The sequence below is a fragment of the Paenibacillus sp. NPDC056579 genome (assembly GCF_042793215.1).
Taxonomy (GTDB): domain Bacteria; phylum Bacillota; class Bacilli; order Paenibacillales; family NBRC-103111; genus Paenibacillus_S.
Genome location: NZ_JBHTVD010000015.1, coordinates 1 through 22,716, shown reverse-complemented (window position 1 = coordinate 22,716; position 22,716 = coordinate 1). Strand labels below are relative to the sequence as shown.

19 protein-coding genes are annotated in these 22,716 nt (G+C 52.4%); 15 read left to right on the top strand and 4 right to left on the bottom strand.

Features of this window, described 5'->3' with window-relative positions; all coding sequences use genetic code 11:
- Positions 1-13 precede the first annotated feature (13 nt).
- On the top strand, positions 14-940 hold the full coding sequence (locus tag ACFQ88_RS35065) for an NAD(P)-dependent alcohol dehydrogenase (protein ID WP_379462202.1): 927 nt from the start codon (positions 14-16) through the stop codon (positions 938-940).
- A gap of 98 nt (positions 941-1,038) precedes the next feature.
- Here ACFQ88_RS35065 and ACFQ88_RS35060 read toward each other — a convergent pair whose 3' ends face one another.
- Positions 1,039-1,644: a pentapeptide repeat-containing protein gene (locus tag ACFQ88_RS35060; RefSeq protein WP_239628298.1), complete on the bottom strand. Its 606-nt coding sequence runs from the start codon at positions 1,642-1,644 to the stop codon at positions 1,039-1,041.
- Between the two features lie 199 nt (positions 1,645-1,843).
- On the opposite strand from ACFQ88_RS35060, the gene ACFQ88_RS35055 reads away from it, so the two are divergent.
- Complete coding sequence (locus ACFQ88_RS35055; RefSeq protein WP_379462004.1) at positions 1,844-2,575, top strand: DUF1906 domain-containing protein; 732 nt, start codon at positions 1,844-1,846, stop codon at positions 2,573-2,575.
- Positions 2,576-2,588: 13 nt separating this feature from the next.
- Here ACFQ88_RS35055 and ACFQ88_RS35050 read toward each other — a convergent pair whose 3' ends face one another.
- Positions 2,589-2,789, bottom strand: coding sequence for a hypothetical protein (locus ACFQ88_RS35050; protein ID WP_239628293.1), 201 nt, complete (start codon positions 2,787-2,789; stop codon positions 2,589-2,591).
- A 238-nt stretch (positions 2,790-3,027) separates the two neighbouring features.
- Here ACFQ88_RS35050 and ACFQ88_RS35045 point away from each other — a divergent pair, with 238 nt between their 5' ends.
- Both ACFQ88_RS35045 and ACFQ88_RS35040 read left to right on the top strand, forming a co-directional pair.
- Positions 3,028-4,218: an MFS transporter gene (locus tag ACFQ88_RS35045; protein ID WP_379462001.1), complete on the top strand. Its 1,191-nt coding sequence runs from the start codon at positions 3,028-3,030 to the stop codon at positions 4,216-4,218.
- 18 nt (positions 4,219-4,236) lie between these two features.
- Positions 4,237-4,698 carry a DUF6884 domain-containing protein gene (locus tag ACFQ88_RS35040; RefSeq protein WP_379461999.1) on the top strand — a complete coding sequence of 154 codons (462 nt, stop codon included), beginning with the start codon at positions 4,237-4,239 and terminating at the stop codon, positions 4,696-4,698.
- 117 nt (positions 4,699-4,815) lie between these two features.
- Here the strand turns inward: ACFQ88_RS35040 and pdxK are convergent, their stop codons facing one another.
- Complete coding sequence (gene pdxK, locus ACFQ88_RS35035; protein ID WP_239628286.1) at positions 4,816-5,625, bottom strand: pyridoxine/pyridoxal/pyridoxamine kinase; 810 nt, start codon at positions 5,623-5,625, stop codon at positions 4,816-4,818.
- Between the two features lie 260 nt (positions 5,626-5,885).
- Between pdxK and ACFQ88_RS35030 the strand changes: the two genes are divergently transcribed.
- From ACFQ88_RS35030 to ACFQ88_RS35000, 7 genes are all read left to right on the top strand, one after another.
- Positions 5,886-6,914: a Gfo/Idh/MocA family protein gene (locus tag ACFQ88_RS35030; RefSeq protein WP_239628283.1), complete on the top strand. Its 1,029-nt coding sequence runs from the start codon at positions 5,886-5,888 to the stop codon at positions 6,912-6,914.
- 17 nt (positions 6,915-6,931) lie between these two features.
- Positions 6,932-7,840, top strand: a complete 909-nt coding sequence (locus tag ACFQ88_RS35025) for a Gfo/Idh/MocA family protein (RefSeq protein ID WP_379461996.1) — start codon at positions 6,932-6,934, stop codon at positions 7,838-7,840.
- A 43-nt stretch (positions 7,841-7,883) separates the two neighbouring features.
- On the top strand, positions 7,884-8,780 hold the full coding sequence (locus ACFQ88_RS35020) for a sugar phosphate isomerase/epimerase family protein (protein ID WP_379461994.1): 897 nt from the start codon (positions 7,884-7,886) through the stop codon (positions 8,778-8,780).
- Positions 8,781-9,001: 221 nt separating this feature from the next.
- The gene (locus ACFQ88_RS35015) at positions 9,002-10,642 is read left to right on the top strand and encodes a helix-turn-helix domain-containing protein (protein ID WP_379461992.1); all 1,641 of its coding nucleotides are present in this window, start codon (positions 9,002-9,004) and stop codon (positions 10,640-10,642) included.
- 125 nt (positions 10,643-10,767) lie between these two features.
- A complete protein-coding gene (locus ACFQ88_RS35010) occupies positions 10,768-11,772 on the top strand; it encodes a FecCD family ABC transporter permease (RefSeq protein WP_379461990.1) in 1,005 nt (334 codons plus the stop codon).
- 2 nt (positions 11,773-11,774) lie between these two features.
- Complete coding sequence (locus ACFQ88_RS35005) at positions 11,775-12,800, top strand: FecCD family ABC transporter permease (protein ID WP_379461988.1); 1,026 nt, start codon at positions 11,775-11,777, stop codon at positions 12,798-12,800.
- 36 nt (positions 12,801-12,836) lie between these two features.
- A complete protein-coding gene (locus tag ACFQ88_RS35000) occupies positions 12,837-13,811 on the top strand; it encodes an ABC transporter substrate-binding protein (RefSeq protein ID WP_239628267.1) in 975 nt (324 codons plus the stop codon).
- A 53-nt stretch (positions 13,812-13,864) separates the two neighbouring features.
- Here the strand turns inward: ACFQ88_RS35000 and ACFQ88_RS34995 are convergent, their stop codons facing one another.
- Entirely contained in the window at positions 13,865-16,144 is a 2,280-nt protein-coding gene (locus ACFQ88_RS34995) for a helix-turn-helix transcriptional regulator (protein ID WP_379461985.1), read from the bottom strand.
- A 305-nt stretch (positions 16,145-16,449) separates the two neighbouring features.
- Between ACFQ88_RS34995 and ACFQ88_RS34990 the strand changes: the two genes are divergently transcribed.
- The 4 genes from ACFQ88_RS34990 to ACFQ88_RS34975 all read left to right on the top strand — a co-directional run bounded on the left by ACFQ88_RS34990 (position 16,450) and on the right by ACFQ88_RS34975 (position 22,213).
- Entirely contained in the window at positions 16,450-17,361 is a 912-nt protein-coding gene (locus ACFQ88_RS34990; protein WP_239628262.1) for an ABC transporter permease, read from the top strand.
- A gap of 15 nt (positions 17,362-17,376) precedes the next feature.
- Positions 17,377-18,243, top strand: a complete 867-nt coding sequence (locus ACFQ88_RS34985) for a carbohydrate ABC transporter permease (protein ID WP_379461982.1) — start codon at positions 17,377-17,379, stop codon at positions 18,241-18,243.
- 117 nt (positions 18,244-18,360) lie between these two features.
- Positions 18,361-19,905 carry an extracellular solute-binding protein gene (locus ACFQ88_RS34980; protein WP_379461980.1) on the top strand — a complete coding sequence of 515 codons (1,545 nt, stop codon included), beginning with the start codon at positions 18,361-18,363 and terminating at the stop codon, positions 19,903-19,905.
- Between the two features lie 46 nt (positions 19,906-19,951).
- Positions 19,952-22,213, top strand: coding sequence for an Ig-like domain-containing protein (locus ACFQ88_RS34975; RefSeq protein WP_379461978.1), 2,262 nt, complete (start codon positions 19,952-19,954; stop codon positions 22,211-22,213).
- Positions 22,214-22,716: the final 503 nt, after the last annotated feature.

Sequence of the window (22,716 nt, the reverse complement as noted above, 5' to 3'; positions counted from 1 at the left end):
ACCGATGAAACAAATGAAAGCGATGATATGCACAAAATACGGATCACCGGACGTTCTGGAGCTTAGAGAGGTACCGAAGCCTGCTCCCAAGGACAATGAAATATTGGTAAAAGTTCGTGCGACTTCCGTAACGACGGGAGATTGCAGAGTACGAGGCTTTAACAGTCCTCTCTCGTACTGGATCCCCATGCGAATTTTTCTCGGCATTCGAAAGCCAAGACAACCGATCCTTGGGGTGGAGCTGGCAGGCGAAGTAGAGGAAGTCGGAAAAGCCGTGACACGATTCCGTAAGGGAGACCGGATTTATGCAATGACCGGGATGCGGTTCGGCGGATACGCCGAGTACACATGTATGGCGGAAGACGGCTTAGTGGCCGAGAAGCCGGCCAATGCGACCTTTGCGGAAGCCGCCGGAGTCCTTTTCGGGGGAACTACCGCCTTGCATTTTTTTAGAAAAGCCAATATCCGGGCCGGCCACAAAGTACTGGTCTATGGAGCGTCCGGAGCGGTCGGGACTTCCGCGGTGCAGCTGGCGAAGCATTTTGGAGCGGAGGTTACGGGGGTATGCAGTGCAGCAAACATAGAATTGGTGAAATCTCTCGGAGCCGATAAGATCGTCGACTACACGACAGAGGATTTTGCGGACGGAACAGAGCATTACGACATCGTGTTCGATACGGTCGGCAAAGCAGCAAAATCCCGCGCCAGGAAAGCGTTGGCTCCGAACGGAATCTATGTGTCGGTCGAAGGGCAGGGAGTGGCAAAGGAACGCAGGGAGGATGTGCTTCTCCTCAAGGAGCTTATCGAGACGGGCAAAATTAAACCGGTCATCGACAGACTCTATCCGCTGGAGCAAATTCCTGAGGCCCACCGCTATGTAGAAAAGGGCCACAAAAAAGGCAACGTAGTCATCACGGTGAGTCACGAAGACAGCCTGTAGCTGAAAATTGCATTATAGCTGGAAAGTTTTGCCTTACACCAATAAAGTCCCGTCTATGGAGATGGCTCCGCAGGCCGGGACTTTTGCAGGTTTCAGGATCATTCCACTTTGGCGCCGAACGAGCGCAGGAAAGCGATGGCCTGCCCTGCGTCCATACGAGCTCCTTTAACGGAAACGGACTGAAAGTCAACACCGTCCAAAATAGCCCCGCGCAAATCCGCTCCCTGAAGCTGGGCTTGACTCAGCTGGGCCCGCGTCAGGTCTGCGTCGCGAAGATCGCATTTCTCCAGATTGCAGCGGAACAAATCCGCTTCTACCAAACGGATGCCCTGCAGTGATTGCTTGCTTAAATTCACGTGGCGCAAATTCGTGTAAGACCAATCCCCTCTATCGATCGTCACGCCGTTCATATTGCACTCCGAAAAGTCGGAGCCAACCAGCTTGCATTCCTCGAACCTGGCTACGAACAGGCTGGCCGCCTTAAAGCGGCAGTTCGTAAACGCCGAGCCTGTGTGTATGGATGCGTTCAGCAAGGCCCCCGAGAAATCGCAATCGACAAAATGGCATCCCGTCGTCTGCAATTCCTCCATGGAAGCCCCCCTAAAGCTGCAGCGAACAAAGGTGCAGTATTTCATCTCGCTGTCCCGAAAATCGTTATTGCTAAAATCCGCTTCGGAATAGCATTGGTCCGTAATGGATTGCATCGTAAAATCCCCTTTGCTAGTGATCAGCTTTTATTATGTAACGGCGGCCTTACATTCCGCAAGTATAACCGAAGAAGACCTCCGAGAAGCCCGTTTCATGTGCTTTGGTGACAGTGACGGATGACGATTTGGAAGCTGCTGCATATTTTAAAGTAAGCAATACCGTTTCAGCATACAAGGAGAGAGGGGAAGATACACCATGGCCAAAGGATTTGACTGCGCAACGCCGCTGACAGAGAGTACGGCCGCGGCGTTTAAACGGGACGGATATGTATTCGCAGCCCGTTACCTTGTTCCAAGCAGCTGGAAGGCATTGAGCCGATCCGAGGTTGAAATCATCAGCAATGCGGGACTGCAAATCGTCTCTGTCTTTGAAACGACGGCGAACCGGGCATTGGGCGGAAGAGCCGCAGGATTAAGCGACGGTGCCACGGCAATGGCGTTGGCCGCCCAGATGGGTCAGCCGGCGGGAAGCGCCATCTATTTCGCCGTAGACTTTGATGCCACGCCGACTCAAATGGCCACGATCATCGAATATATTAAAGGCGCGAGCAACGCGACGCCTAACTACTATACGGGAGTGTACGGATCGTATTCGGTCGTTGAAGCGGTCTACGCCGCCGGAGCATGCTCGCGATTTTGGCAGACGTACTCCTGGAGCGGAGGCAGGCAGTCGGATATCGCGAATATTTATCAGCACAGGAACGATATTACGGTCAACGGCATCCCTGTCGATCTCAATGAATCATACGGCGCCGAAGGCTGGTGGAGCATCGTACCGTCAGGCTATTCGCTGGATGCGGACGATGCCAATAAAATCATCGGTTTTCTGAAGGCGGGATATGAGACGGCTAATGACGAGCAGGGGAAGGAAGACTTTCACCGGTTAGCTAATGAATTAAGGAAAGCTTCGGGGCAGCCGGAGGAATAGGAAGTTTGCGGCTTTACAACGGGGGCTTCTTATAGGTGCCGTTTCTGTCAGGCCGGTCCTGCTTGTTGGCGACGAGCGCGATCACGGTAACGGATACGACGATAAGCAGGCCGCTCTCCCAATAGGTCAGCTGCCCGTTCGTTGTCCACAGGAACGTCATGAACAGCAAAATCCACATGTTCACGTAAATGTATTCGTACAGCAGTCTTGGCATAAACTCACCCTCATTTCTTAAATGTCGGAGTTCGTATCATTTTATGAAGCGGATACGTCCAAGGCTACATGCAAACGAAAAAAATATAAACCCAAGAGCGGCGGCAGCGGAGAAGAAGGGTTTACAGAAAGTATAGACGGTGGTACGATAAACTATGTTAAGTAATTGTTAAGACAATTAATTATTTTCAACATTGTTCCTGTGCATATGGAAATCATGTTACCAGTCGGAGGCTCTCATGGAATCATGGAAACGAAATTTATGGCTCCTATGGGTAGGATGCTTCATTACGTCGGCCAGCTTCTCCATGGTCGTTCCGTTTTTGCCGCTTTTTTTGCTGCATATCGGGGTTAATCAGAATATTGAAATGTGGTCGGGGCTGCTGTTCAGCTCCGCTTTTTTTGCGGGCGCCATCTCCTCGCCCTACTGGGGAGCGCTTGGGGACAAGTACGGCCGCAAGCCGATGATCATACGCGCCGGATTTGTATTATTCGTCATTTACGTGCTGACCTCCATGGTGACGAACCCGTATCAGCTGCTCATTCTGCGTATATTGCAGGGACTTCTTAGCGGCTTTATTCCGGGCTCAATCGCTCTAGTAGGCACCAACACGCCCGAGAAGCACGTCGGCTACGCGTTGTCCATGATGTCCACAGCGACGGCAACCGGAGGCATAATGGGACCGCTGCTTGGAGGGATTATCGCCAAAATTTTCGACAGCCGGATTGCATTCGCGAGCGCAGGGGTGTTCGTATTATGCAGCACGCTGCTGGTCTTGTTCTGGGTTAAGGAGGAAAAATTCGTTCCGAGCAAGGGCCGGGCTTCCGTCATCGAGTCGATGAAAATGGCGGTGAACAACCGGCCATTCTTGACTGTGCTGAGCTTGTCGCTGCTGACCCAATTCTCGGTTATGACCATCGAGCCGGTGCTTCCTCTCTACATCGTGCAGGTCGGCGGCTCGGCCAAGGACGCTTCGCTCGTCGCGGGAATCGTCTTCTCTCTCGTCGGGATCGCCAGCATCTTGTTCGCTCCGCGCTGGGGCAAGCTGGCCGATAAAATAGGGTTTCACAAAATTCTTGTGATCGGCCTGCTGGTCGGAGGACTCGGCAATCTGGCGCAGCTCTTGTTCCACGGCATTTGGGGATTCTCGATCGTCCGGTTCATTTACGGAGCCTTCTTCTGTGCCGTGTTCCCGGCGCTGAACGGCCTTGTGGTCCGTTCTACTCCAACTGATTTCCGTGGCAGAGCCTTCGGCCTCAATCAGACCGCGAATCAGCTTGGAGGCATGCTTGGACCTTTGGTCGGGGGAGCGATCAGCGGCGTGTTCTCGATCCACAGCGTCTTTTGGGTGACGGGCATCCTTCTGCTGTTAGCAGCCGGGCTCGCCTATCGGACGAACAGTCCGAGGCCGTCGACAGGTCAGGGATAACGAAAGGGGCTTGCTCTCTTGAAACGACTTTGTATCATTCCTTGCGGTTCCAGGAAAATATGGGATACGGATCCGGCAGCAGCAGGCCCTTATGCGGCAAGGTTCGTCTACACGGGCGCCTTGCACCGCAAATGCCGGGCTTATGCGGAGCTTTTCGTACCCGAGTGGGTGATTTTGTCGGCCAAGCACGGCTTCCTGCTTCCGGATGACGAGGTTCAGGGCAACTACAATGTTGCGTTCGGTACGAACCATCCGGATATCATCCCGCCGGCTGAGTTAAGAAGGCAAGTGGAGAAGAAAGGCTTGAACCGCTATGATGAGATCGTAGTGCTGGGCGGAAAAAAGTTCAAGGGCATCGTCCCGCAGCTGTTTTCGGACAAGCCTATCGCTTATCCGCTTGAAGGCAGCAAAGGCATCGGCCATATGCTGCAAAGGCTGGACCAGGCAGTGCAGCTGAAGCAGGAGCTTGCCGGCGGCTAAACTCTGTCCACAATATGTAAAGAAAGGCGCCTTCGAGCGCCATTAAAATACTTGTAACGAAAAAACGGCAGTCTCGAGAGAAATCTCTCTGAGACTGCCGTTTTTTCGTTTCGGCTGTTAGCCGAACTTGCGAAGCGCCGAATGCATCGTCGGCCCGACATACCCGTTCAGCGGGAAGCCGTGTTGAATGGCGTTCATGATGAACGATTTGGCCGTTGCTACGGCCTGCTTCACATCACTGCCTTTGGCCAGTTCGGCCGTGATTGCAGCCGAATAAGTGCAGCCTGCTCCGTGCGTGTACGACGTCGGGATTTTGTCCGACTCGTACAAATCGAACGTCGTACCGTCGAAGAGCAAATCGACCGCCCGAGGATGGTCCAGCTTCGCTCCGCCTTTGATCAGGACGTACTTGGCGCCGGCGGCGTGAATGATCTGCGCCGCTTCCTTCATGTCGTCCAGCGTCCGGATCGGAGCGGTATTAGCCAGCTGTGCCGCCTCGAACAAGTTCGGCGTAACGACGTCCGCTACCGGAACGAGCAGCTCGCGCAAAGCGACCGTAGATTCCGGATGGAGCGCTTCATCGTTGCCTTTGCACACCATGACAGGGTCGATGACGACACGGCTCAACCCTTTTTTCTTAATCGTATCCGATACAAGCTCGATGATCTCGACCGACCCGAGCATCCCCGTCTTCAAGGCGTCGACGCCGATCCCGCCCAAAACCGTCTTCAGCTGCTCCTCAATCGTAGGGAGCGCGACCGGATGAACGCCGTGATGCCAATGGTTGTCCGGATCCATCGTGACGATGGTCGTCAGCACGGTCATCCCGTACACGTCGCGTTCCTGGAAGGTTTTCAAATCCGCCTGAATGCCCGCGCCTCCGCTAGTATCCGATCCGGCGATGGTTAATGCTTTGTACATGCTCATAATGCTTCTCTCCTAAACGTATGATTACTGTGACTGGTATTCTTAATCGTATCACTTTACGTGAAATTTTCAATGGCAAAAACGAATATGCATTTTTTTCGATTCATAACCTTTTTTGCTGAAACCGCAAAATGGGTGAAAAAACGATAAATCGGACAATTGGCTAATGAATAATTCTTGGTTATGATCACAGGGAAGACGTTGGCAGGGGGAAATTTCCTGGGAACTACGGATGAAAAAGAAGAGGAGCGGGACTAACTATGTCGCAAAAAATTCGTTTTGCCGTAATTGGAGCAGGGGTCATAGCCCCATTGCATGCAAGAGCGATTCAGCAGCATCCGGAGGCGGAGCTTGTTGCGTTCGTCGATTCCGTGAAGGAGAAGGCGGAGAAGCTGGCGAAAGAATATGGCGTATCCGAAGTATACGGAGATATCCGCGAGCTTCTTCAGGAGAGCGACGTAGACGCGGTCTGCATATGTCTCCCAAGCGGCTTGCATAGCGAAGTGACGATCGCCGCAGCCGAGGCGGGCAAGCATGTGCTGTGCGAGAAGCCGCTGGACATCACGTTGGCCAGTATGGATGCGATGATCGCAGCCTGCCGCAGCCATAAGGTAAAGCTGGCTACCGTGTTCCAGAAGCGGACGACGGAGCTCGCCATTCAAGTCCGCAAAGCGGTTCAGGAAGGCAAGCTCGGCAAGCTGGTGCTGGGGGACGCCTATTTGAAGTATTACCGCAGCCCGGAATACTACAAGAGCGCCGACTGGAGAGGGACATGGGCGGTGGACGGAGGCGGAGCCCTGATGAACCAAGGGGTTCACGGCATCGACATCATCCGTTGGATCATGGGAGATGTAGATAGCGTGTTTGCCTATGCTGCGCCTCTGGTAAGAGATATTGAGGTGGAGGATACCGCCGTTGCGGTCGTTCGATATAAAAACGGCGCCTTCGGAGTCATTCAGGGCACAACTTCGGTTAACCCGGGACAAGAACCGCGATTTGAAATTCATGGCGAGCACGGCTCCATCATTTATGGAGACAGCGGCATCAAGCTGTGGAAGACGATAGACGGAGAGGAGCCTCCTGCCGCTGCGGCGAGCAGCAAGGCGGAAGGCAGCAATGATCCGCAGGCGATATCCAATGACGGGCATTACATCCTCATTGACGATCTTATCCACGCGATCCGCGAGGACCGGGATCCTCTCATTTCCGGGGAGGAAGCAAGGAAAGCGGTCGAGCTGATCTTGGCGATCTATGAATCCGCACGCACCGGCCGGGAAGTCAAATTATAGGAGAGGAGTCGTTACCTATGGGAGATACTACGCTGAGAATCGGCATGATCGGACTCGATACGAGTCATGCGCCTGCTTTTGCTGAACTGCTGAACGATCCGAACCATCCCTATCACATTGCAGGGGGCAAAGTAGTTACCGCTTATCCGGGGGGCTCGCCTGATTTTGAACTGAGCGCATCCCGTGTAGAAGGATTTACGGCGAAGATCCGTGAAAAGTTCGATGTAGCGATGGCAGGCTCGCCGGAAGAGGTGGCCGAGGCAAGTGACGCGATTTTGCTGCTTTCCGTTGACGGGCGTGTACATCTCGACCAATTCCGGAAAATAGCTCCCTACGGCAAGCCGGTGTTTGTCGACAAGCCGTTTGCGGTCAGCAGCGGCGACGCCCAGGCGATCGCCGAGCTCGCCCAAGCTCACCGGATCCCGCTCGTGAGCTGCTCCTCGGTCCGGTATGCGCAAGGGCTGACGGATGCGCTGTCCGATGACTCTGGAGGCGCTCTTATCGGAGCCGACTGCTACGGACCGCTGGAGCTGCAGCCGACGCAGCCGGGGCTATATTGGTACGGCATCCATACGGCGGATATGCTGTATGCCGCTCTCGGGCAAGGCTGCCGGCAAGTACGCACCGTCACGAATGACGATCATGATCTCGTAGTTGCCGAATGGTCGGACGGGCGTGTCGGGACGATTCGCGGCAACCGGAAAGGGAACAAGACCTTCGGCGCGCTGATCCATAGGGAGAAAGGAAGCCGATTCGTCGATGTATATGCCCATCCAAAGCCGTATTACGCCAGCATGCTGGAAGCGGTCATGGCGATGTTCCGTACCGGTGTGCCTCCTATTGACCTGAACGAGACGCTGGAGGTCATCCGTTTCATTGAAGCGGCGAACGAGAGCCGGAGTACCGGCCGGACAGTACAGCTATAAGGAAAGCTATAGATAGAATGGGTTTCATCCAAGGAGGTTGCCAATGAAGCTGCCATTTCAGTTAGGCATAATGACGGACGAGGTATCCCAGCATATCGAGGATGCCATCCGGATGGCGCACGAGTTCGGGCTGACCGCCCTCGAGCTGCGCTCCGTCGACGGCTTGCAGCTGCATCAGCTCGAGCCGCAGCGGCTGGAGCAGATCGGGGAGCAAATTCGCAAAGCCGGACTTGCGGTGTGCGCCTTGTCCACGCCGGTGTTCAAATGCGAGCTGGACGATCCGGAGGAGGTGAAGCGGAGCAAGGAGATTCTGCTTCAGGATTTGCGGATCGCCAACCTGCTTGGTGCCGGCATCCTTCGCGGCTTCAGCTTTTGGGCGAAAGCGGACGTGCCGTTCGCCGACGCTTTTCCGCGCATCGTAAGGGAGCTGCAAAGCATCGCTCCGCTGCTGGAGGAAGCGAAGGTCGTGTTCACGCTGGAGTTCGATCCGGCAGTATACGCAACGAACGGGGCTAAGGTAGCCCGTATAGTAGAAGCCGTCGGCTCCCCGTGGATCCGGGCGCTGTATGACCCGGGCAACGACATGTGGGACCCTGATGGAGAGGTGCCCTACCCGGACGGGTATGAGCATTTGAAGCCTTACATGTGCCATATCCATCTGAAGGATGCCGTCCGCAGCGGAGAAGAGGTCGAGGCGGTAGCCGTCGGGACCGGTCAGGTCGATTACAGAAGGCTGTTCGCCCGATTGGCGGAGGACCGGTACGCGGGATATTGCATTGTGGAGACGCATTACAGGCTCCGCTCCAAATTGACGGAGGAGCAGCTGAAGCGCCCGTCCGGCCACCTGTTTTCGGAGGGCGGCGAGGAAGCTTCAAGACAATGCCTGCAAAGCTTGTTCGGGCTGCTTGGCGAGCTTTTCCATGAGAAGCCGCAGCAGTAGCCGGCTGTAATGCAAAGCAATAACAGCAATTAGTAAAGAAAAATGGTTGAGCAGCGCATTATGACTGCTCGACTATTTTTCTTTTTTTATATTGATCGAAATATCGATTGCATAGAAGGAAGAAGTGGCTTAAAATATCATCCATGATAATCATTCTCAGTATCTCGGGACAAGAGGCTAGACGAGTACTTCAAGCATTATGAGAATTGGAGACAGCATATATGAAGCCGCATAACGATAACACGATATCCTTGCAAAGAGCGATTTATGATATTCAAGCATCCGGCAAATCTCAAGCGGTGCCTGAGTGCATCGACGAGCACCGTGCCTTGGAGCATCAATTGATTTTGTATGCTGCCAAAGGAAAGGGAGACATCTTCATCGATGGGAAACGTGAACAATTAGAGAGAGAGTCTATTTATGTTCATGCACCCGGCACCAAGCTGGAAATCCAATTGAGCCCCGGCTCATCCGCAATGTTTTACTGGATTTCATTTGATTTGTTCATTTTATCGGAAAAGACAGATTCCCGAAGAGGCTTTGTTCTGGAAACGACCTTCCCACTCCAGGGCAAGATTCGAGCATTTAGCAGCCAATTCAAACGGTTCATGTACTTGCTTATATCGGATACGAAACTGGAATCGGATGAGAGCAGACGATTTCATAGACAGCAGCTTTTGCACAATATGCTGAACGATTTGTTGACTCATGCTACGGCAGTAAACGGCAATGATACCGAGAACAGGCTGAGAGTGACGATTGAGTATATGCAGCGGCATTATCGGGAGAATATCCGGATGAGCGAGCTTGCGGAATTGGGACAGTTCCATCCTTCGTATTACTCCCAGGTGTTCAAACAAACGATGCAGAAAACACCGATGGCCTATCTGACCGACTTAAGAATCAACAAAGCAAAGGAAATGCTCCTTGTTACAGACAAATCGATTTCCGATATTGCCGCTCATGTCGGGTATGGCGATGAATTTTATTTCAGCAAAAGGTTTAAAGCTACAAGCGGTTATTCACCGACGGTATTTCCCGGAAAAAAGAAATTGAACATTATATCGCTTTCCGCCCCTTACACGGATCACCTGTTTACATTAGGGCACACACCTCGCGCAGCTCAGGTGCATCGTCACATACCGCTGATCACAAAGCAGTTGAATCTTCCTAAGCACGGTTCCGAGTCCTGGAAGGCCAGCCGGGACATTTTTCTGGAAGTGAAGCCCGATTTAATCGTTTGCAAGGATAATGTATTAAGTAAAGCACAGGAACATATTAACGACATTGCTCCTATCATTTCTATCCCGTGGGTCAACAAAGACGTATACCAGCACCTGATCGACATTGCGGAGCTCATTGATCAACAACGATTGGCGCAGCAGTGGATCGACGAGCACGGCAAAAAAGCGGAAATGTGGAGGAAAAAACTGAAGCCGATCATAGGGCAAGCGACCGTAGCCTTGTGCGTATGCAAGGGACATGATCTTCGCTTGTATGGTGACCGAAACATCGGTCATGTATTTTACCGCTCGCTAAATATTTGTCCGCCGGAGCGAATCGCCAAGGAAATGGGGAAGTCTCCCGCCGGTACCGTGTTTACTTGGAAGGCCATAGCTCCTGATGAGATAAGGTTCTATGAGTCCGATTTTTTGTTTGTTGCTATTGAGACGGAAAGCGACCGACAGCGCATTCTCCATTTGCTGCGTTCCAATCCGTATTGGACCGGCCATCCTGCGGTTCGCCGGAAATCGCTATATTTTCTCGATTGGGACAAATGGATTGTCTACGCCCCTTACGCCATCAATCAACAGCTGGATGAACTAGGACATGTGCTTGCAGGAACGATCTCCCACTACTAAAGATCTAAAATTATTCCAGTTGCAATTCTTGAAAAAGATCATGTACAATTCATCTGTATCTTATAAAATGATAATGATAATTATTATCAAATGATAACGGAGAGAAGGGGTTCTTGCTTATTGTTATGAATGGAAGCAAACATACGGTCTTTTTTTTGCTACTGTTCGCTGCGTTGCTCGGATTAGGGGCTACCTTATTCATATCTGTTTCGTTTGGCGCCAAAGAGTTAACCATGAGCACGGTATGGTCAGCTGTCTTGCACTATGATGCGGAATTAACATCCCACCAGATCGTTCATGAGATCCGCCTTCCGCGTGTATTAGGCGCAGCCATAACCGGAATGGCCTTTGCAGTGGCAGGAGCGATCATGCAGGGCGTTACCCGCAATCCGATGGCTGATACCGGAATTCTCGGCATCAACGCCGGATCTACGCTTATTGTTGCTCTCAGCTTCGCCTTTTTACCGAATTTGTCTTATTCTGCTTTGATTCTCTTATCCTTCGCGGGAGCAGCTATGACGACGGTATTTATTACACTGCTTGGTTCGTCTACGCCTGGAGGGCTGAGCTCGGTTAGATTAACGATCGCTGGGGCTGTCGTTGCAGCCATATTGCATTCTTTGAGCACAGGAATAGCCATATATTTTGCTTTGAGTCAAGATCTGGCCTTCTGGTACGCGGGAGGCGTGGCGGGAGTAAGCTGGTCCCACTTGAAGCTGTTGGTTCCTATTATTCTGATTACGACGGTATGGGCGTGTACGATGGGGCGCTCTATCAGCTTTTTGTCTCTTGGCGATGAATCGGCGACGAATTTGGGGATTCGAACCGATAAAGTCCGTTTCTTAGGCATGGTCGCTGCGGTAATCTTGGCAGGCACTTCCGTCTCGGTAGCCGGATCCATTGGATTTGTAGGGTTAATCGTTCCTCATATCGTACGCTCTCTTGTGGGTGTGGATTACAGGAAGATTATTCCCCTCTCGTCCATTTTGGGTTCTATTTTGCTGGTATGGGCAGATTTTGCCTCGCGCATGGTCAACCCTCCCAGAGAATTCGCGATCGGGGCCATGGTGGCTATGGTCGGCGTTCCTTTCTTTCTTTATTTGGCGCGTAAAGAAAGGAGAGATTTGTAGCTATGGACGTGAATGCACTATCCAGTCAAAGAAGAAAGAGAGCGGTCTATGTTTCGCTTGTCTTGTTAGGCGTGGCATTGACGGTTATTTTTATCAGCTTGAATACGGGAACGTTTCGTCTTCCGCCGTGGAACGTTGTCAAGGCTTTGTTCGGTTATGGCTCGGTCGAAGAAAGCATGATCTTGTTCGAATTCCGGCTTCCCCGAATTGCCATTACTATGCTGGCGGGAGTCGGTCTTGGCATTTCCGGTGCGGTATTTCAAGGGGCGTCGAGAAATACGCTTGCCGATCCCGGTATTTTGGGAATCAATGCCGGAGCTGCATTCGGATTGATTGCCTACATATCTTTTTTTCAAAAGCTGGACGGACCTGCCGCGCTGATGATTCCTCTGTTTACGTTTGGGGGAGGAGCCGTGATCGCGTTGGTGATTTTTTTGCTGGCTTACGATCGCGTAAAAGGATTGATCCCTATCCGGCTCATTTTGGTTGGAATCGCCATTTCGGCAGGCATAGGGGCTATGACGCTTCTGCTCTCGCTTCGATTGGATGAAGACACGTATGCGTTTGCCGCGCGTTGGCTGGCCGGCAGCGTCTGGAGCAAGGATTGGATCAATGTGTGGGCCTTGCTGCCATGGATTGTTGTCTTGGTTCCCATCATCTATTACCGCTCCAGTACGTTAGATTTGTTTGCGCTGGGTGATGATACGGCAGTCGGTGTAGGAGAGGCGGTTATAAAGAGCCGGGTTGTCCTGCTCTCCCTTGCTGTAGCGTTATCGTGCGCCAGCGTTTCGATGGCGGGAGGCATCGGATTTATCGGCTTGGCCGCGCCGCATATTGCCAAGCGGCTCGTCGGTCCCCGCCACAGACATTTCCTCCCTGTCGCAGGCTTGGTGGGGCTGGTCATTCTGGTCGCTGCGGATACGATCGGGCGGTCCTTATTTCAGCCGAACGCCGTGCCGGCAGGTGTTGTCGTGGCGGCCATCGGCGGCCCTTATTTTTTGCTTTTACTGTTCAAAACGAAAGCTTGAATACAGAAATCATACTAACTCGGAGGTACGAGATTCATGAACAGAAAGTTTGGTAAATCATTAATCATTGTATCGTTAATTGCCCTATTGTCGGCATGCGGTGGTCAATCGGCTGCACCGGACAAGGCAGCATCCGGCTCATCCGCATCAACGGAAGCTGCCGGCAGCGCTAAAAAATCGGGTGCAGATACCGCAACGAGTGTCGATCCGAAATCGAAAATCGCTTCGATGTCCATTCACATGACGAATAATTTGCTGGCGCTTGGCATTAAACCTGTCGGATCGGCCATCGGCGGCGGGGTAGGCGATTTCCTTCCCCATGTGGCGGATCTTCTCAAGGGAGTTGCCAAGCTGGGCGTAGTTGGAAACTCCGATATGGAAGCCGTGCTGGCGCTGAAGCCGGATTATATTTTCATAGATGAGCATTTCGGTGGGGAAGAGCGCGCGAAGCTGGAAAAAATTGCGCCGGTCGTTAGCACCAACCTGGACGAAGGAACTTGGCGGGATCAATTGAACCGGGTAGCAAAGGTTGTAGGGCGCGTTAAAGAGGCGGAAACCTTCATCAAGGATTACGACGCGAAAACGGAGCGGGTTAAGAAATTGATCGCAAGCGAGCTCGGAGAGGGCGCCAAAGCGATGGCGATCCGGGTATCCGCTAAAGAAATTCGGGTACAGAGTACAGGCAGACCTCTTGGCCCTATTATGTTCCAGGATTTGAAGCTGAAGCCTGCGGGCGGCGTTGAAAAGATTCCTGCACAAGAGCCGTACGCCGTGATCTCTAAGGAAGTGCTTCCCGATTATGATGCCGATGCCATTTTCCTTATTGTGAACAATGACGACAATGCCAAGAAGGTGTATGGCGAGCTGGAAAAGAACCCTCTGTGGAAAAATTTGAAAGCAGTAAAAAATAACCACGTATATACTCTTGACGGCCAAAAGTGGCTGGATTATTCCTCTCTCGGTCAAAGCATGGCGATGGACGATGCCGAGAAACTGTTTACGAAAAAATAATTCTCAACATACCAAAAGCCGACCGTATGTAAACGGCCGGCTTTTCTCTTTTCTCACTCCGCCAATAACGGCGAAGCATACTTTTTGCGGTATTCCCCCGGAGTGATCCCAGAGTACCTTTTGAACATCCGAATGAACGAGTTGGCGTTCTGATAGCCGACGTTGGCGGCGACCTCCTGAATTTTCAGCTCGACGTTCTGCAGCAGCTGCTTGGCCCGCTGAATCCGGATATCGTTCAAATAGTCGCTGAAGTTCATCCCCGTCTTTTCCTTAAAGTAGGTCGATAAATACCCCGGTGTAATATTCAACTTGTCGGCCATCAAATCGAGCGTGATATCCTCATGCAGATGCGAATCCAAATAGTCGATGACGAAGCGGGTGATAGGGTCTTGATCCTCCGTCTTATTCTGGATGAGCCTGATGACCGGCTCCAGCAGCTGCACCAGCCAGTCCCTGAACTGCTCTCTGCAGTAAAAGCTTTGAAGCTTGGCGAACGGGGGAGCCGTTCCGCTGCGCTGTCCGTTAAGGTTCAGCTTTTGCAGCGATTTATCGATCTGCTGCTCCACTTCTCTGGCCAGCTGCGAGTAATGCTCGACCGGAGCCGCTTTTTTGCCCATTTGGTCCAGCTGCTTGTCGATCCAATCGTACATTCCTTTCTCATGGCCGCTCATAAGCCTCGTATGAAATTCTTCCTCCATCGAGACGGTGAAATGAAACCGCTCGGCCTTCCACGGACCGTCTTCCATAATCTGCGTCTCGTTGACGAGCCTGCGCTGCTTCAGCCGTTCCGTCAGCTCCTCGTACGCCGAAGTAAATTCCGATGAAGCCGGATATACGGAGCTCGCTGCCATGGTGACCAAATACAGGTCGCGTTCAATATCGAACATCTGCTTCAAATAGCCGATCGGCTTCATGATGCCGCTAAGCTCGGAGTCTTCGGCGAACACAATCGACAGCACCAGATTCCGCTCCAGCTGGAACGTGACGGCATGCTGATATGTTTGCAGCAGCACGCTGTCAATGTACTCACGGATATAATAAGTTCCTTTCTCATGATCCATGTCGAGCTCGGCGTACTGCTCTTTGAAATGAATATCGAACAGAACGATCCGGAACGGCATGCTCGTATCGGCCATTTCCCGCATGTCGGCGAGGTTCATATGGATATGCTTGAGCCTGTTGCTCAAGGCGTATTTGCGCAGGATGGACGTTTTCTGGGCCAGGTCCTGGGCGATGTCCTGATTCGTCTTCATCATCCGGTGCATCGTATGGCGGATCAGATCGTATTCGCGGATCGGTCCCTGCTTCAGGAGCGAGTCGTCATCGGGCGAAGATTGGAACGACTCGATAATTTTACGCAGCGGCGTGTGCAGGCTGCGGCTGAACAGAACGGATGCGATGATGCTAATCATAGCAGCCAGAACCAGCAGCACAATGAGAATCATGTTCAAGCGGACGAGCTGCAGGGAAATCTTTTCCGCAGGCACCATGCTGACATAGGTAAACCCGGTCTCCTGCCCTTTCTTATAAAAGGTATAATAATTTCCTTTCAGAACGGATGACTCCGACGCTTCAATCGCACTGAGCGGCTCGATCTTGAAATCGCTTGCGGAAGTGTAGATCGGATTGCCCTCCGGATCCAATATATAGAAGCGCTGATCCTTCGAAATGTTGTGGATCTGAAACAGCTTCTGCGCATCCAGCATGACGATCAGATACATATCGTTGTAGGGCTGCTGCTTGATGAGCACCGGCAGCAAATAGCCTTTGTGCATTTCGATTCCGGCGGATTTCTCCGTAAACTCCGCTGCCGGCAGCACGCTGAAGCCGACGCGCTCGTCGAACTTTCCGTTCCAGAAGGAGAGCGGGTAGCGGGGACTGTAATAATATTTGCCGAACATGTCCTGTGCGCTGCTCGTTCCGTCCTTTTCCACCACGAAGGCGTCGTTCTTGAAGTAAACGATGATATTCTCGAACTGCAGGAACGGGTTGGCATACAGCGTCTTCAGCTCCGCCCGTACATCCTCGACGCTGGCATAGCCGTTGTTTTGCTTGACGTTGCGGAGTATGTTCAGGTTCATCAGCCAGCGGTCGTTCTGGTTCAGCCCTAGCACCATATTTTTGGACAAGCGAAAATGATTCTCATAGCCTTCGACCGTATGGGTGATGCTCAATTCGTTATATTTGACGATTTCGTCGTGAATTTTATTTTTCAAATATATGGAAGTGATGAAGTTGAAGGCTACCAGCAGGACAATGACGGCCAGAAAGCCGGTCAGCATTTTGGAAAATAAAGATCTCGGTTTGATCGAACGGGGGATAAATTCCGGCATCCTGCTTCCAACCCTTCGTTGTTGAAGTCACCTAATCGAGTCTACAAAGTCCAGGTGCGATTACTCCTATCATACGGCTTTTGCTTGGCTAGGAACAATATGCACTTTTTCCACTTCATGCACAACGTTACCACTTCTTTAATAAAAGAGCGCCGGGCCGATAACATGCAGATTTATTTTGCAGGACGGCTCGATTATGATAACGCTAGATGACCGGGGACCCTACGGCGGAACGAGCGAGCCTAGAGCTCCGGAAAGAAGATAGTGATGGAGTCAAACACAATCGTGCATAAGGGGGTGGAGGAATGGAACAAACGTCATGGATCCGAACGTGGAACCGCAGCAAATATTTATGGCTGCTCTTTTTACCGTGCCTGCTGTATTTTATCGTCTTTCGTTACGCCCCGATGTTCGGTTTGGTTATTACGTTCAAAAATTACAATACGTTCAAAGGCATCATGGCAAGCGAATGGGTGGGGTTCAAATATTACCGGATGTTTTTGGAGAACCCCGATTTTTTTCTGCTGCTGCGCAATACGTTTTTGCTCGGCTTGTATAAACTGATCTTCGGTTTTCCTGCACCGATTGCATTGGCGCTGCTGCTCAACGAGCTTCGAAACGCCGTCTTCAAAAAATTCGTGCAAACCGTCAGTTATTTGCCGCATTTCATTTCCAACGTGATCGTGGCGAGCATGGTGATCATGTTCTTGTCGCCTACCGGCGGACTGGTCAATCAATTGCTGGAATCGCTCGGCTTTCAACCGGTTAATTTCATGATGGAGCCGGGCATGTTCCGCAGCGTGTACGTGCTATCGGAAATATGGCAGCATATCGGCTGGGAGACGATCATCTACCTGGCGGCCTTGACGGCGGTGGATCCGCAGCTGTATGAGGCGGCAAGCATCGACGGGGCGACCCGGTGGAGAAAGCTGTGGCATGTAACGCTGCCCGGGATTGCGCCTGCTATCGTGATCATATTCATACTCAATGTAGGCAAAGTGCTCGAGATCGGGTTCGAAAAGGTGTTCCTGATGTACAATCCGGCGACGTATGAGACGGCGGATATTATAAGCACCTACGTGTACCGTGTCGGTTTGGAGCAGGGCAATTTCAGCTATGCGGCGGCGATCGATTTGTTCATGGGCATCATCAGCCTGATCTTCATATGGACAGCGAACACCATTAGCCGAAAAGCCGGAGAGACGAGTTTGTGGTAAAGGGGGTAGCGGGAGTTGAGAGAAAAAATCGGGTTGTTCACCATTGTCAATGCGGTGATTTTACTTGCCGTCGTTGTCATTACGCTGTACCCCTTCGTCTATATGCTTGCCGTATCGCTAAGCCAGGACATTTATGTGATGAAGGGGGAAGTGACTCTTTGGCCGAAAGGGTTTAATCTGAAAATGTATAAGCTAGTGTTCGACGATCCGAACATATGGCAGGCTTATAAAAATACGATTGTATACGTTGGCTTAGGCACAGCCATTTCGATCATCGTCACCTCGATGGGAGCTTATGCGTTATCGCGAAAGGATATGGGGTATCACAAGCTGTTTACGTTAATGATCGTCTTCACGATGTTTTTCAGCGGCGGCATGATTCCTACCTTCCTCGTCGTCCGGTCGCTCGGGCTGATGGATACGGTGTGGGGGATGGTGCTTCCGGGGGCGGTCAATACATGGAATTTAATCTTGATGCGGACCTTTTTCAGCGGCATTCCAAAGGAGCTGGAGGATTCCGGCCGCGTGGACGGATTGACGGATTTCGGGATTTTTTTTCGCATCGTCATCCCGTTGTCCAAGGCGGTGTTTGCTACGATAGCTTTGTTCTACGCTGTGGCGATGTGGAACAATTTCATGCTGCCTCTGCTGTATTTGCGCAACCCCGACTTGTTTCCGCTGCAGGTGCTGCTCCGCAATCTGGTGTTGGCGGGCAGTGTGAGCTCCGGAGCGGTTACGGGTATAGGCGGGGACAATCTCGTGGTTGAGGATTCGCTCAAGTTCGCCACGATTATGGTGTCGACGCTGCCGATTTTGCTTATTTACCCGTTCGTGCAGAAGTACTTCGTGAAAGGTGCTATGATCGGTGCAGTGAAGGGATAGACGCAGCTGCAGGGAAGGCTGTTGATAAAAGAGTTGTCAAATCGGGTCCCGCTTGGGATTGGGGATAGGCGTCAAAAGCAATCTTCACTTTATAAGGAATGAAAAGGAGAGGGTCCTATGTATAAAATCGTTACGTCCTCCGTTGCGTCAGTCATGGTATTGTCCTTATTGGCCGGCTGCAGCGGCACCGGAAAAGAGCCGGGAGGAGCGGTCAAGGAAGGGTCACCGGAAGCGTCTGCGAAGAAAACGTTCACGGCGCTGCTCGATAACAATGCGACATTCCCGTACAGCAAGGATTGGCCGTTCTGGAAATGGCTTGAGGAGAAGACGGGCGTCACCTTGCAGGTGCAAACGCCTTCGGGGAAGCTGACCGATTCGCTCAATTTGACGATTGCCTCGAACAATTTGCCTGATCTGATGAGCATGCCGAGCCGGCGCGATTCGGACCGGTTTGGACAGCAGGGTGCGCTGGTGAACATACTGGATTATCTCGATCAAATGCCGAATTTGAAAAAGTGGATTGAGAAATATCCCGATGAAGCCAAGGCGATGCTGGCGGCCGACGGCAAAATGTATATGTTCCCGAATCAAGGCTTCGGCGAGACGAACCGGATGATTTGGATGTACCGTGAGGATATTTTCAAGAAGCACGGCTTAACGATGCCGAAAACGTATGAAGAGCTGTATCAGACGATGAAAAAACTGAAGGAAGCGTATCCCGACAGCTATCCGCTCTCGCTTCGCTTCGGCCAAATTCCGGATGAGATGTACGCTCACATGACGACGAACTATCAGACGGGGGCGGATGCTTATTACGATTTTGACAAGAAGGAATGGCGGTACGGCCCGATCGAGGACAATTACAAAGCAATGGTCGCGATGTGGAACAAATTTTACAAGGAAGGCTTGATTCCTCCCGACTTCCTGTCCATCCAGACGAAGCAGTGGCAGGATACAATGTCCACGGACAAGTCGTTCATTACGATCGATTACATCAGCCGGGTCGATTTCTTCAACAATGCGATGAAAAAGGAGAAGCCGGATTACAACATGCAGTTCATGGCTCCGCCTGCCGGATTGCCCGGCGGTAAGCAGCTGAATCCGTACTTCCATTATCTCGACGGCGGTATGACCGTAGCTTCGACTTCCAAGAACGTTAAGGATGTCATGAAATTTATGGACTTTTTCTATACGGAGGAAGGCAAGACGTTGGCAAGCTGGGGCAAGGAAGGCGACAGCTATGTCGTAGAGAACGGGCAGAAGAAGTTCAAACCGGAATTTACCGATGTGACGGAAATGCGCAAAATTACCGGGCTGCAGGCGAACCGGGGCGTGTATACGTGGATCGATTACAATTCTCATCTGTCACTGTTCTCCAAAGATTTGCAAAATGCGTATAAAGAAGCGGCCAAATACGATCCTGTCGCGATGCAGCCGAGACCGTCCTTTACGGAGAAGGAGAACGAAGTATTGTCCGTAACGGGTCAAGCACTCAAGAAGCACCGGGAGGAGAGCTTTGCCAAATTCGTGCTCGGCACGAGAAGCCTGGACGAGTGGGGCAAATATGTCGAGGAGATGAAAAATCTTGGCGCGCAAAAGCTGGTCGATACTTATAAGGAAGCTTACAAACGGGTTGAGAGCACGCAGCTGAAGGTGAAGTAAGTGCTATGATTGCACGATTTCGTGAAAACATGGAGGGGAAGAAGAGATGATTCAGGTAACGTTTCGTCCTATGCTCGCTCTAATGCTGTCCCTGCTGCTTGCCGCCCTGTCGCTGACGGTTGCAGCTCCACTGCCAGTACACGCCGCAGCAGCGATTACTATCGATACTCCGTCTTCCGGCGCGCAAGTATCGTCGGGGAAGATTCGCATTGAGGGAACCTATAGCGGATTGTACGACGTCAAGCTGTATATCGATGCAGCCGAGCAGGTATACGCGTCCATGGATGATCCCGATGCGGACGATGCAGGGACATGGCATTATGAGCTCGACACCCGAGATTACAGCGGAATCGTGCGAATCTATGCCGTCGGCTCGGATGTCCAGACTCGTTACGGCGTATGGAGCGAACCGATCGAGTTGAATATTGACCGTCCCAAAGCCGATGCTCCGCAGGTGACGATTGTGAGCCCCACTGAGGGAGTATCCGTTAACGGAACGGTTTCCGTCCTAGTATCGGTGTATGCCGATATGCCGGTTCGCCGCGTGGAGGTTCGAATCAACGGGGGAGCGTGGCAGGAGGCTTCACGGAACGGTGCCCATTACAGCTATGCGTGGAATACGAAAGGCTTGGGCGATCATACAAGCAGTATCGAAGCAAGAGCGACGGATGTGCGGGGCCGGACCGGCCGCAGCATGACGACCTACGCCAAAGTAGGTCAAGGAACGCAGCTGCAGCCTGTGCCGATGCCGTCGCAGGATCGGGCGATATGGATTTGGGAGTCGGAAGCCTATAAGCTGCTGCTCAATCCCGGCTCACGCTTGGTGCTCGACTCCTTCGCCAAGGATACGGCAACCTTTCAGTCGGATCCTGTGACGACATTGTATTTGGCGGTCGGTCCGATGGCGGGTATGGATATTATGGAGGACGATCCCGATAAAGTCCGCGATTTTCTCGCATGGGCTCACAGCCTGGGCTACCAGGTGCAGGCCTGTATTGCCGGAGGCACGACGCCGCCGTATATGGGGGCTTATGAAGCCTATCACGAGCGGGCTGTGCGGGAAATGGAGAGAATCATCAACTTCAACATCGCTTCCTCGGAGACGAGCAAACGGTTTGACGGTGTGAACGTGGATATCGAGCCGTATATCGCGCCGGATTTTAAAACCAATTATCCGTCGCTGCAGCTTCAATATTTGGATGGCCTGCAAAAAATGATCGAGCGCCGCGACGCTTCCGGCATTTATCTGCCGTTCGGGCCGGCCATTCCGAAATGGTTTGATTCGTCGCCGCAGGCGCAAAGTGTGAGCTGGAACGGCCAGACGAAGTGGCTGTCCGAGCATGTTCAGGACATCAGCGATTATATCGCTATCATGGATTACCGGGATACGGCGGACGGGGGCGCAGGCATTATAACGGGCGCTCAAGGGGAAATCGACTATGCCGATAGGATCGGCAAGCCGCGTTCCGTTGTCGTCGCGGTCGAGTCGCTCGATATCGCCAACAGCGGCGATCCGGAGACGATCACGTTCCGCGAGGAAGGACGCGCCGCGATGGAGACGGAGCTGGATAAAACGTACGCGGCCTTCCAGGGCAAGGCCTCGTTCGCCGGCATCGCGATGCATCACTATGATTCGCTGCGGACGCTGCCGTCCTATTGGGGAGCGGGAAGCGTCAGCTGGGAGCCGCCGGCGGACACGGAGGCGCCCACGAAGGTCACTGACCGTCCGCAAGCGGAAGCGGTCGATTACCGGCAGATCGATATCCGCTTCGGCATGGCGCTGGACAATACGGACATCGACCGCTATATCGTCTATCGCGGGACGGAACCGCATTTTACTCCTGATGCTTCGAGCATCGCCGGCTATGCGCGGTCTTTATCGTTCCGTGATGCCGGCCTGCTGCCGAACACGAAATATTACTACAAGGTGGCCGCCAAAGATTTGCAGGGTAACATCGGCCCGGTATCGGACGCAGCTTCAGCCAAGACGGAGTGGACCGATCTGCAGCCAATGATCGTCACCGGCATGAACATCGAAATGAAGGGCTCCAACGCCGTCGTGACGATGCAGGTTGTCGATCGTGCGACCCGACAGCCGTTAGCCGGGGCGCTGGTCGAGGGCCGCTTCCATTTCGCGGGTGGCAAGTACACGGGCGGCCGGACCGACGCGAATGGCAAGATCACCTTGACTTCCGAAGCGATTCCGCAAGGAAGGCAGGTCGGCTTCGAGCCGAGACGGGTCACCGCTCCCGGCTACTACTGGGCGCAAGCCTACGACGAGCCGCACACGGTTACGCTGGTTCGTTAGAGGGCTTGTGAGGTAGCGGCATGCGGCCTACGGTTACGGTGGCTCGTTAGTCGGCTTGCAAGAGCAGCGCCATGGCAACGATACATGGCAGAAAAGGCAGCGCGCCACTACGTATCGTAGTGGCGCTTTGTTATGGGGGGCAGCTGTGGGCTTGGTTGAGAATGGAAGGCCATGTATTCCGGAGGTGAGCCTGACTGGACTGGATTGGATTTGACCATAGTAAACCAGGCTGAATCGGACAGGAGTCGGATAGGTCTGGGCGATTTCAGACAAGATCGGGTAGGATCAGACTACACTGGGGTTGGACCAGACGGTACCTTCAATGTATCGGACTGTGGTTCCGCTATTTGTGTAAAAATGCGCCAAATTGAAGGGTGATCGGACAACAGATCCGCTATTCGGCTGAAATCTATTAAGCCCCCTAATTAAATTGGAGAGTACTTAGGGAAATAAGGTACTATTAAATTAAGGGGGCGATGGAAGATGAGACAGAGAAATCAAGC

Bases quoted from the DNA above. Each gene is read 5' to 3' on its own strand.
- ACFQ88_RS35045 (WP_379462001.1), top strand. From the start codon at position 3,028: ATGGAATCATGGAAACGAAATTTATGGCTCCTATGGGTAGGATGCTTC.
- ACFQ88_RS34975 (WP_379461978.1), top strand. From the start codon at position 19,952: ATGATTCAGGTAACGTTTCGTCCTATGCTCGCTCTAATGCTGTCCCTG.
- ACFQ88_RS35065 (WP_379462202.1), top strand. From the start codon at position 14: ATGAAAGCGATGATATGCACAAAATACGGATCACCGGACGTTCTGGAG.
- ACFQ88_RS35060 (WP_239628298.1), bottom strand. From the start codon at position 1,644: ATGCAATCCATTACGGACCAATGCTATTCCGAAGCGGATTTTAGCAAT.
- ACFQ88_RS35005 (WP_379461988.1), top strand. From the start codon at position 11,775: ATGGACGTGAATGCACTATCCAGTCAAAGAAGAAAGAGAGCGGTCTAT.
- ACFQ88_RS35010 (WP_379461990.1), top strand. From the start codon at position 10,768: ATGAATGGAAGCAAACATACGGTCTTTTTTTTGCTACTGTTCGCTGCG.
- ACFQ88_RS35020 (WP_379461994.1), top strand. From the start codon at position 7,884: ATGAAGCTGCCATTTCAGTTAGGCATAATGACGGACGAGGTATCCCAG.
- ACFQ88_RS34990 (WP_239628262.1), top strand. From the start codon at position 16,450: ATGGAACAAACGTCATGGATCCGAACGTGGAACCGCAGCAAATATTTA.
- ACFQ88_RS35055 (WP_379462004.1), top strand. From the start codon at position 1,844: ATGGCCAAAGGATTTGACTGCGCAACGCCGCTGACAGAGAGTACGGCC.
- ACFQ88_RS34980 (WP_379461980.1), top strand. From the start codon at position 18,361: ATGTATAAAATCGTTACGTCCTCCGTTGCGTCAGTCATGGTATTGTCC.
- ACFQ88_RS35030 (WP_239628283.1), top strand. From the start codon at position 5,886: ATGTCGCAAAAAATTCGTTTTGCCGTAATTGGAGCAGGGGTCATAGCC.
- ACFQ88_RS35015 (WP_379461992.1), top strand. From the start codon at position 9,002: ATGAAGCCGCATAACGATAACACGATATCCTTGCAAAGAGCGATTTAT.
- ACFQ88_RS35025 (WP_379461996.1), top strand. From the start codon at position 6,932: ATGGGAGATACTACGCTGAGAATCGGCATGATCGGACTCGATACGAGT.
- ACFQ88_RS35000 (WP_239628267.1), top strand. From the start codon at position 12,837: ATGAACAGAAAGTTTGGTAAATCATTAATCATTGTATCGTTAATTGCC.
- ACFQ88_RS35050 (WP_239628293.1), bottom strand. From the start codon at position 2,789: ATGCCAAGACTGCTGTACGAATACATTTACGTGAACATGTGGATTTTG.
- pdxK (WP_239628286.1), bottom strand. From the start codon at position 5,625: ATGAGCATGTACAAAGCATTAACCATCGCCGGATCGGATACTAGCGGA.
- ACFQ88_RS34995 (WP_379461985.1), bottom strand. From the start codon at position 16,144: ATGCCGGAATTTATCCCCCGTTCGATCAAACCGAGATCTTTATTTTCC.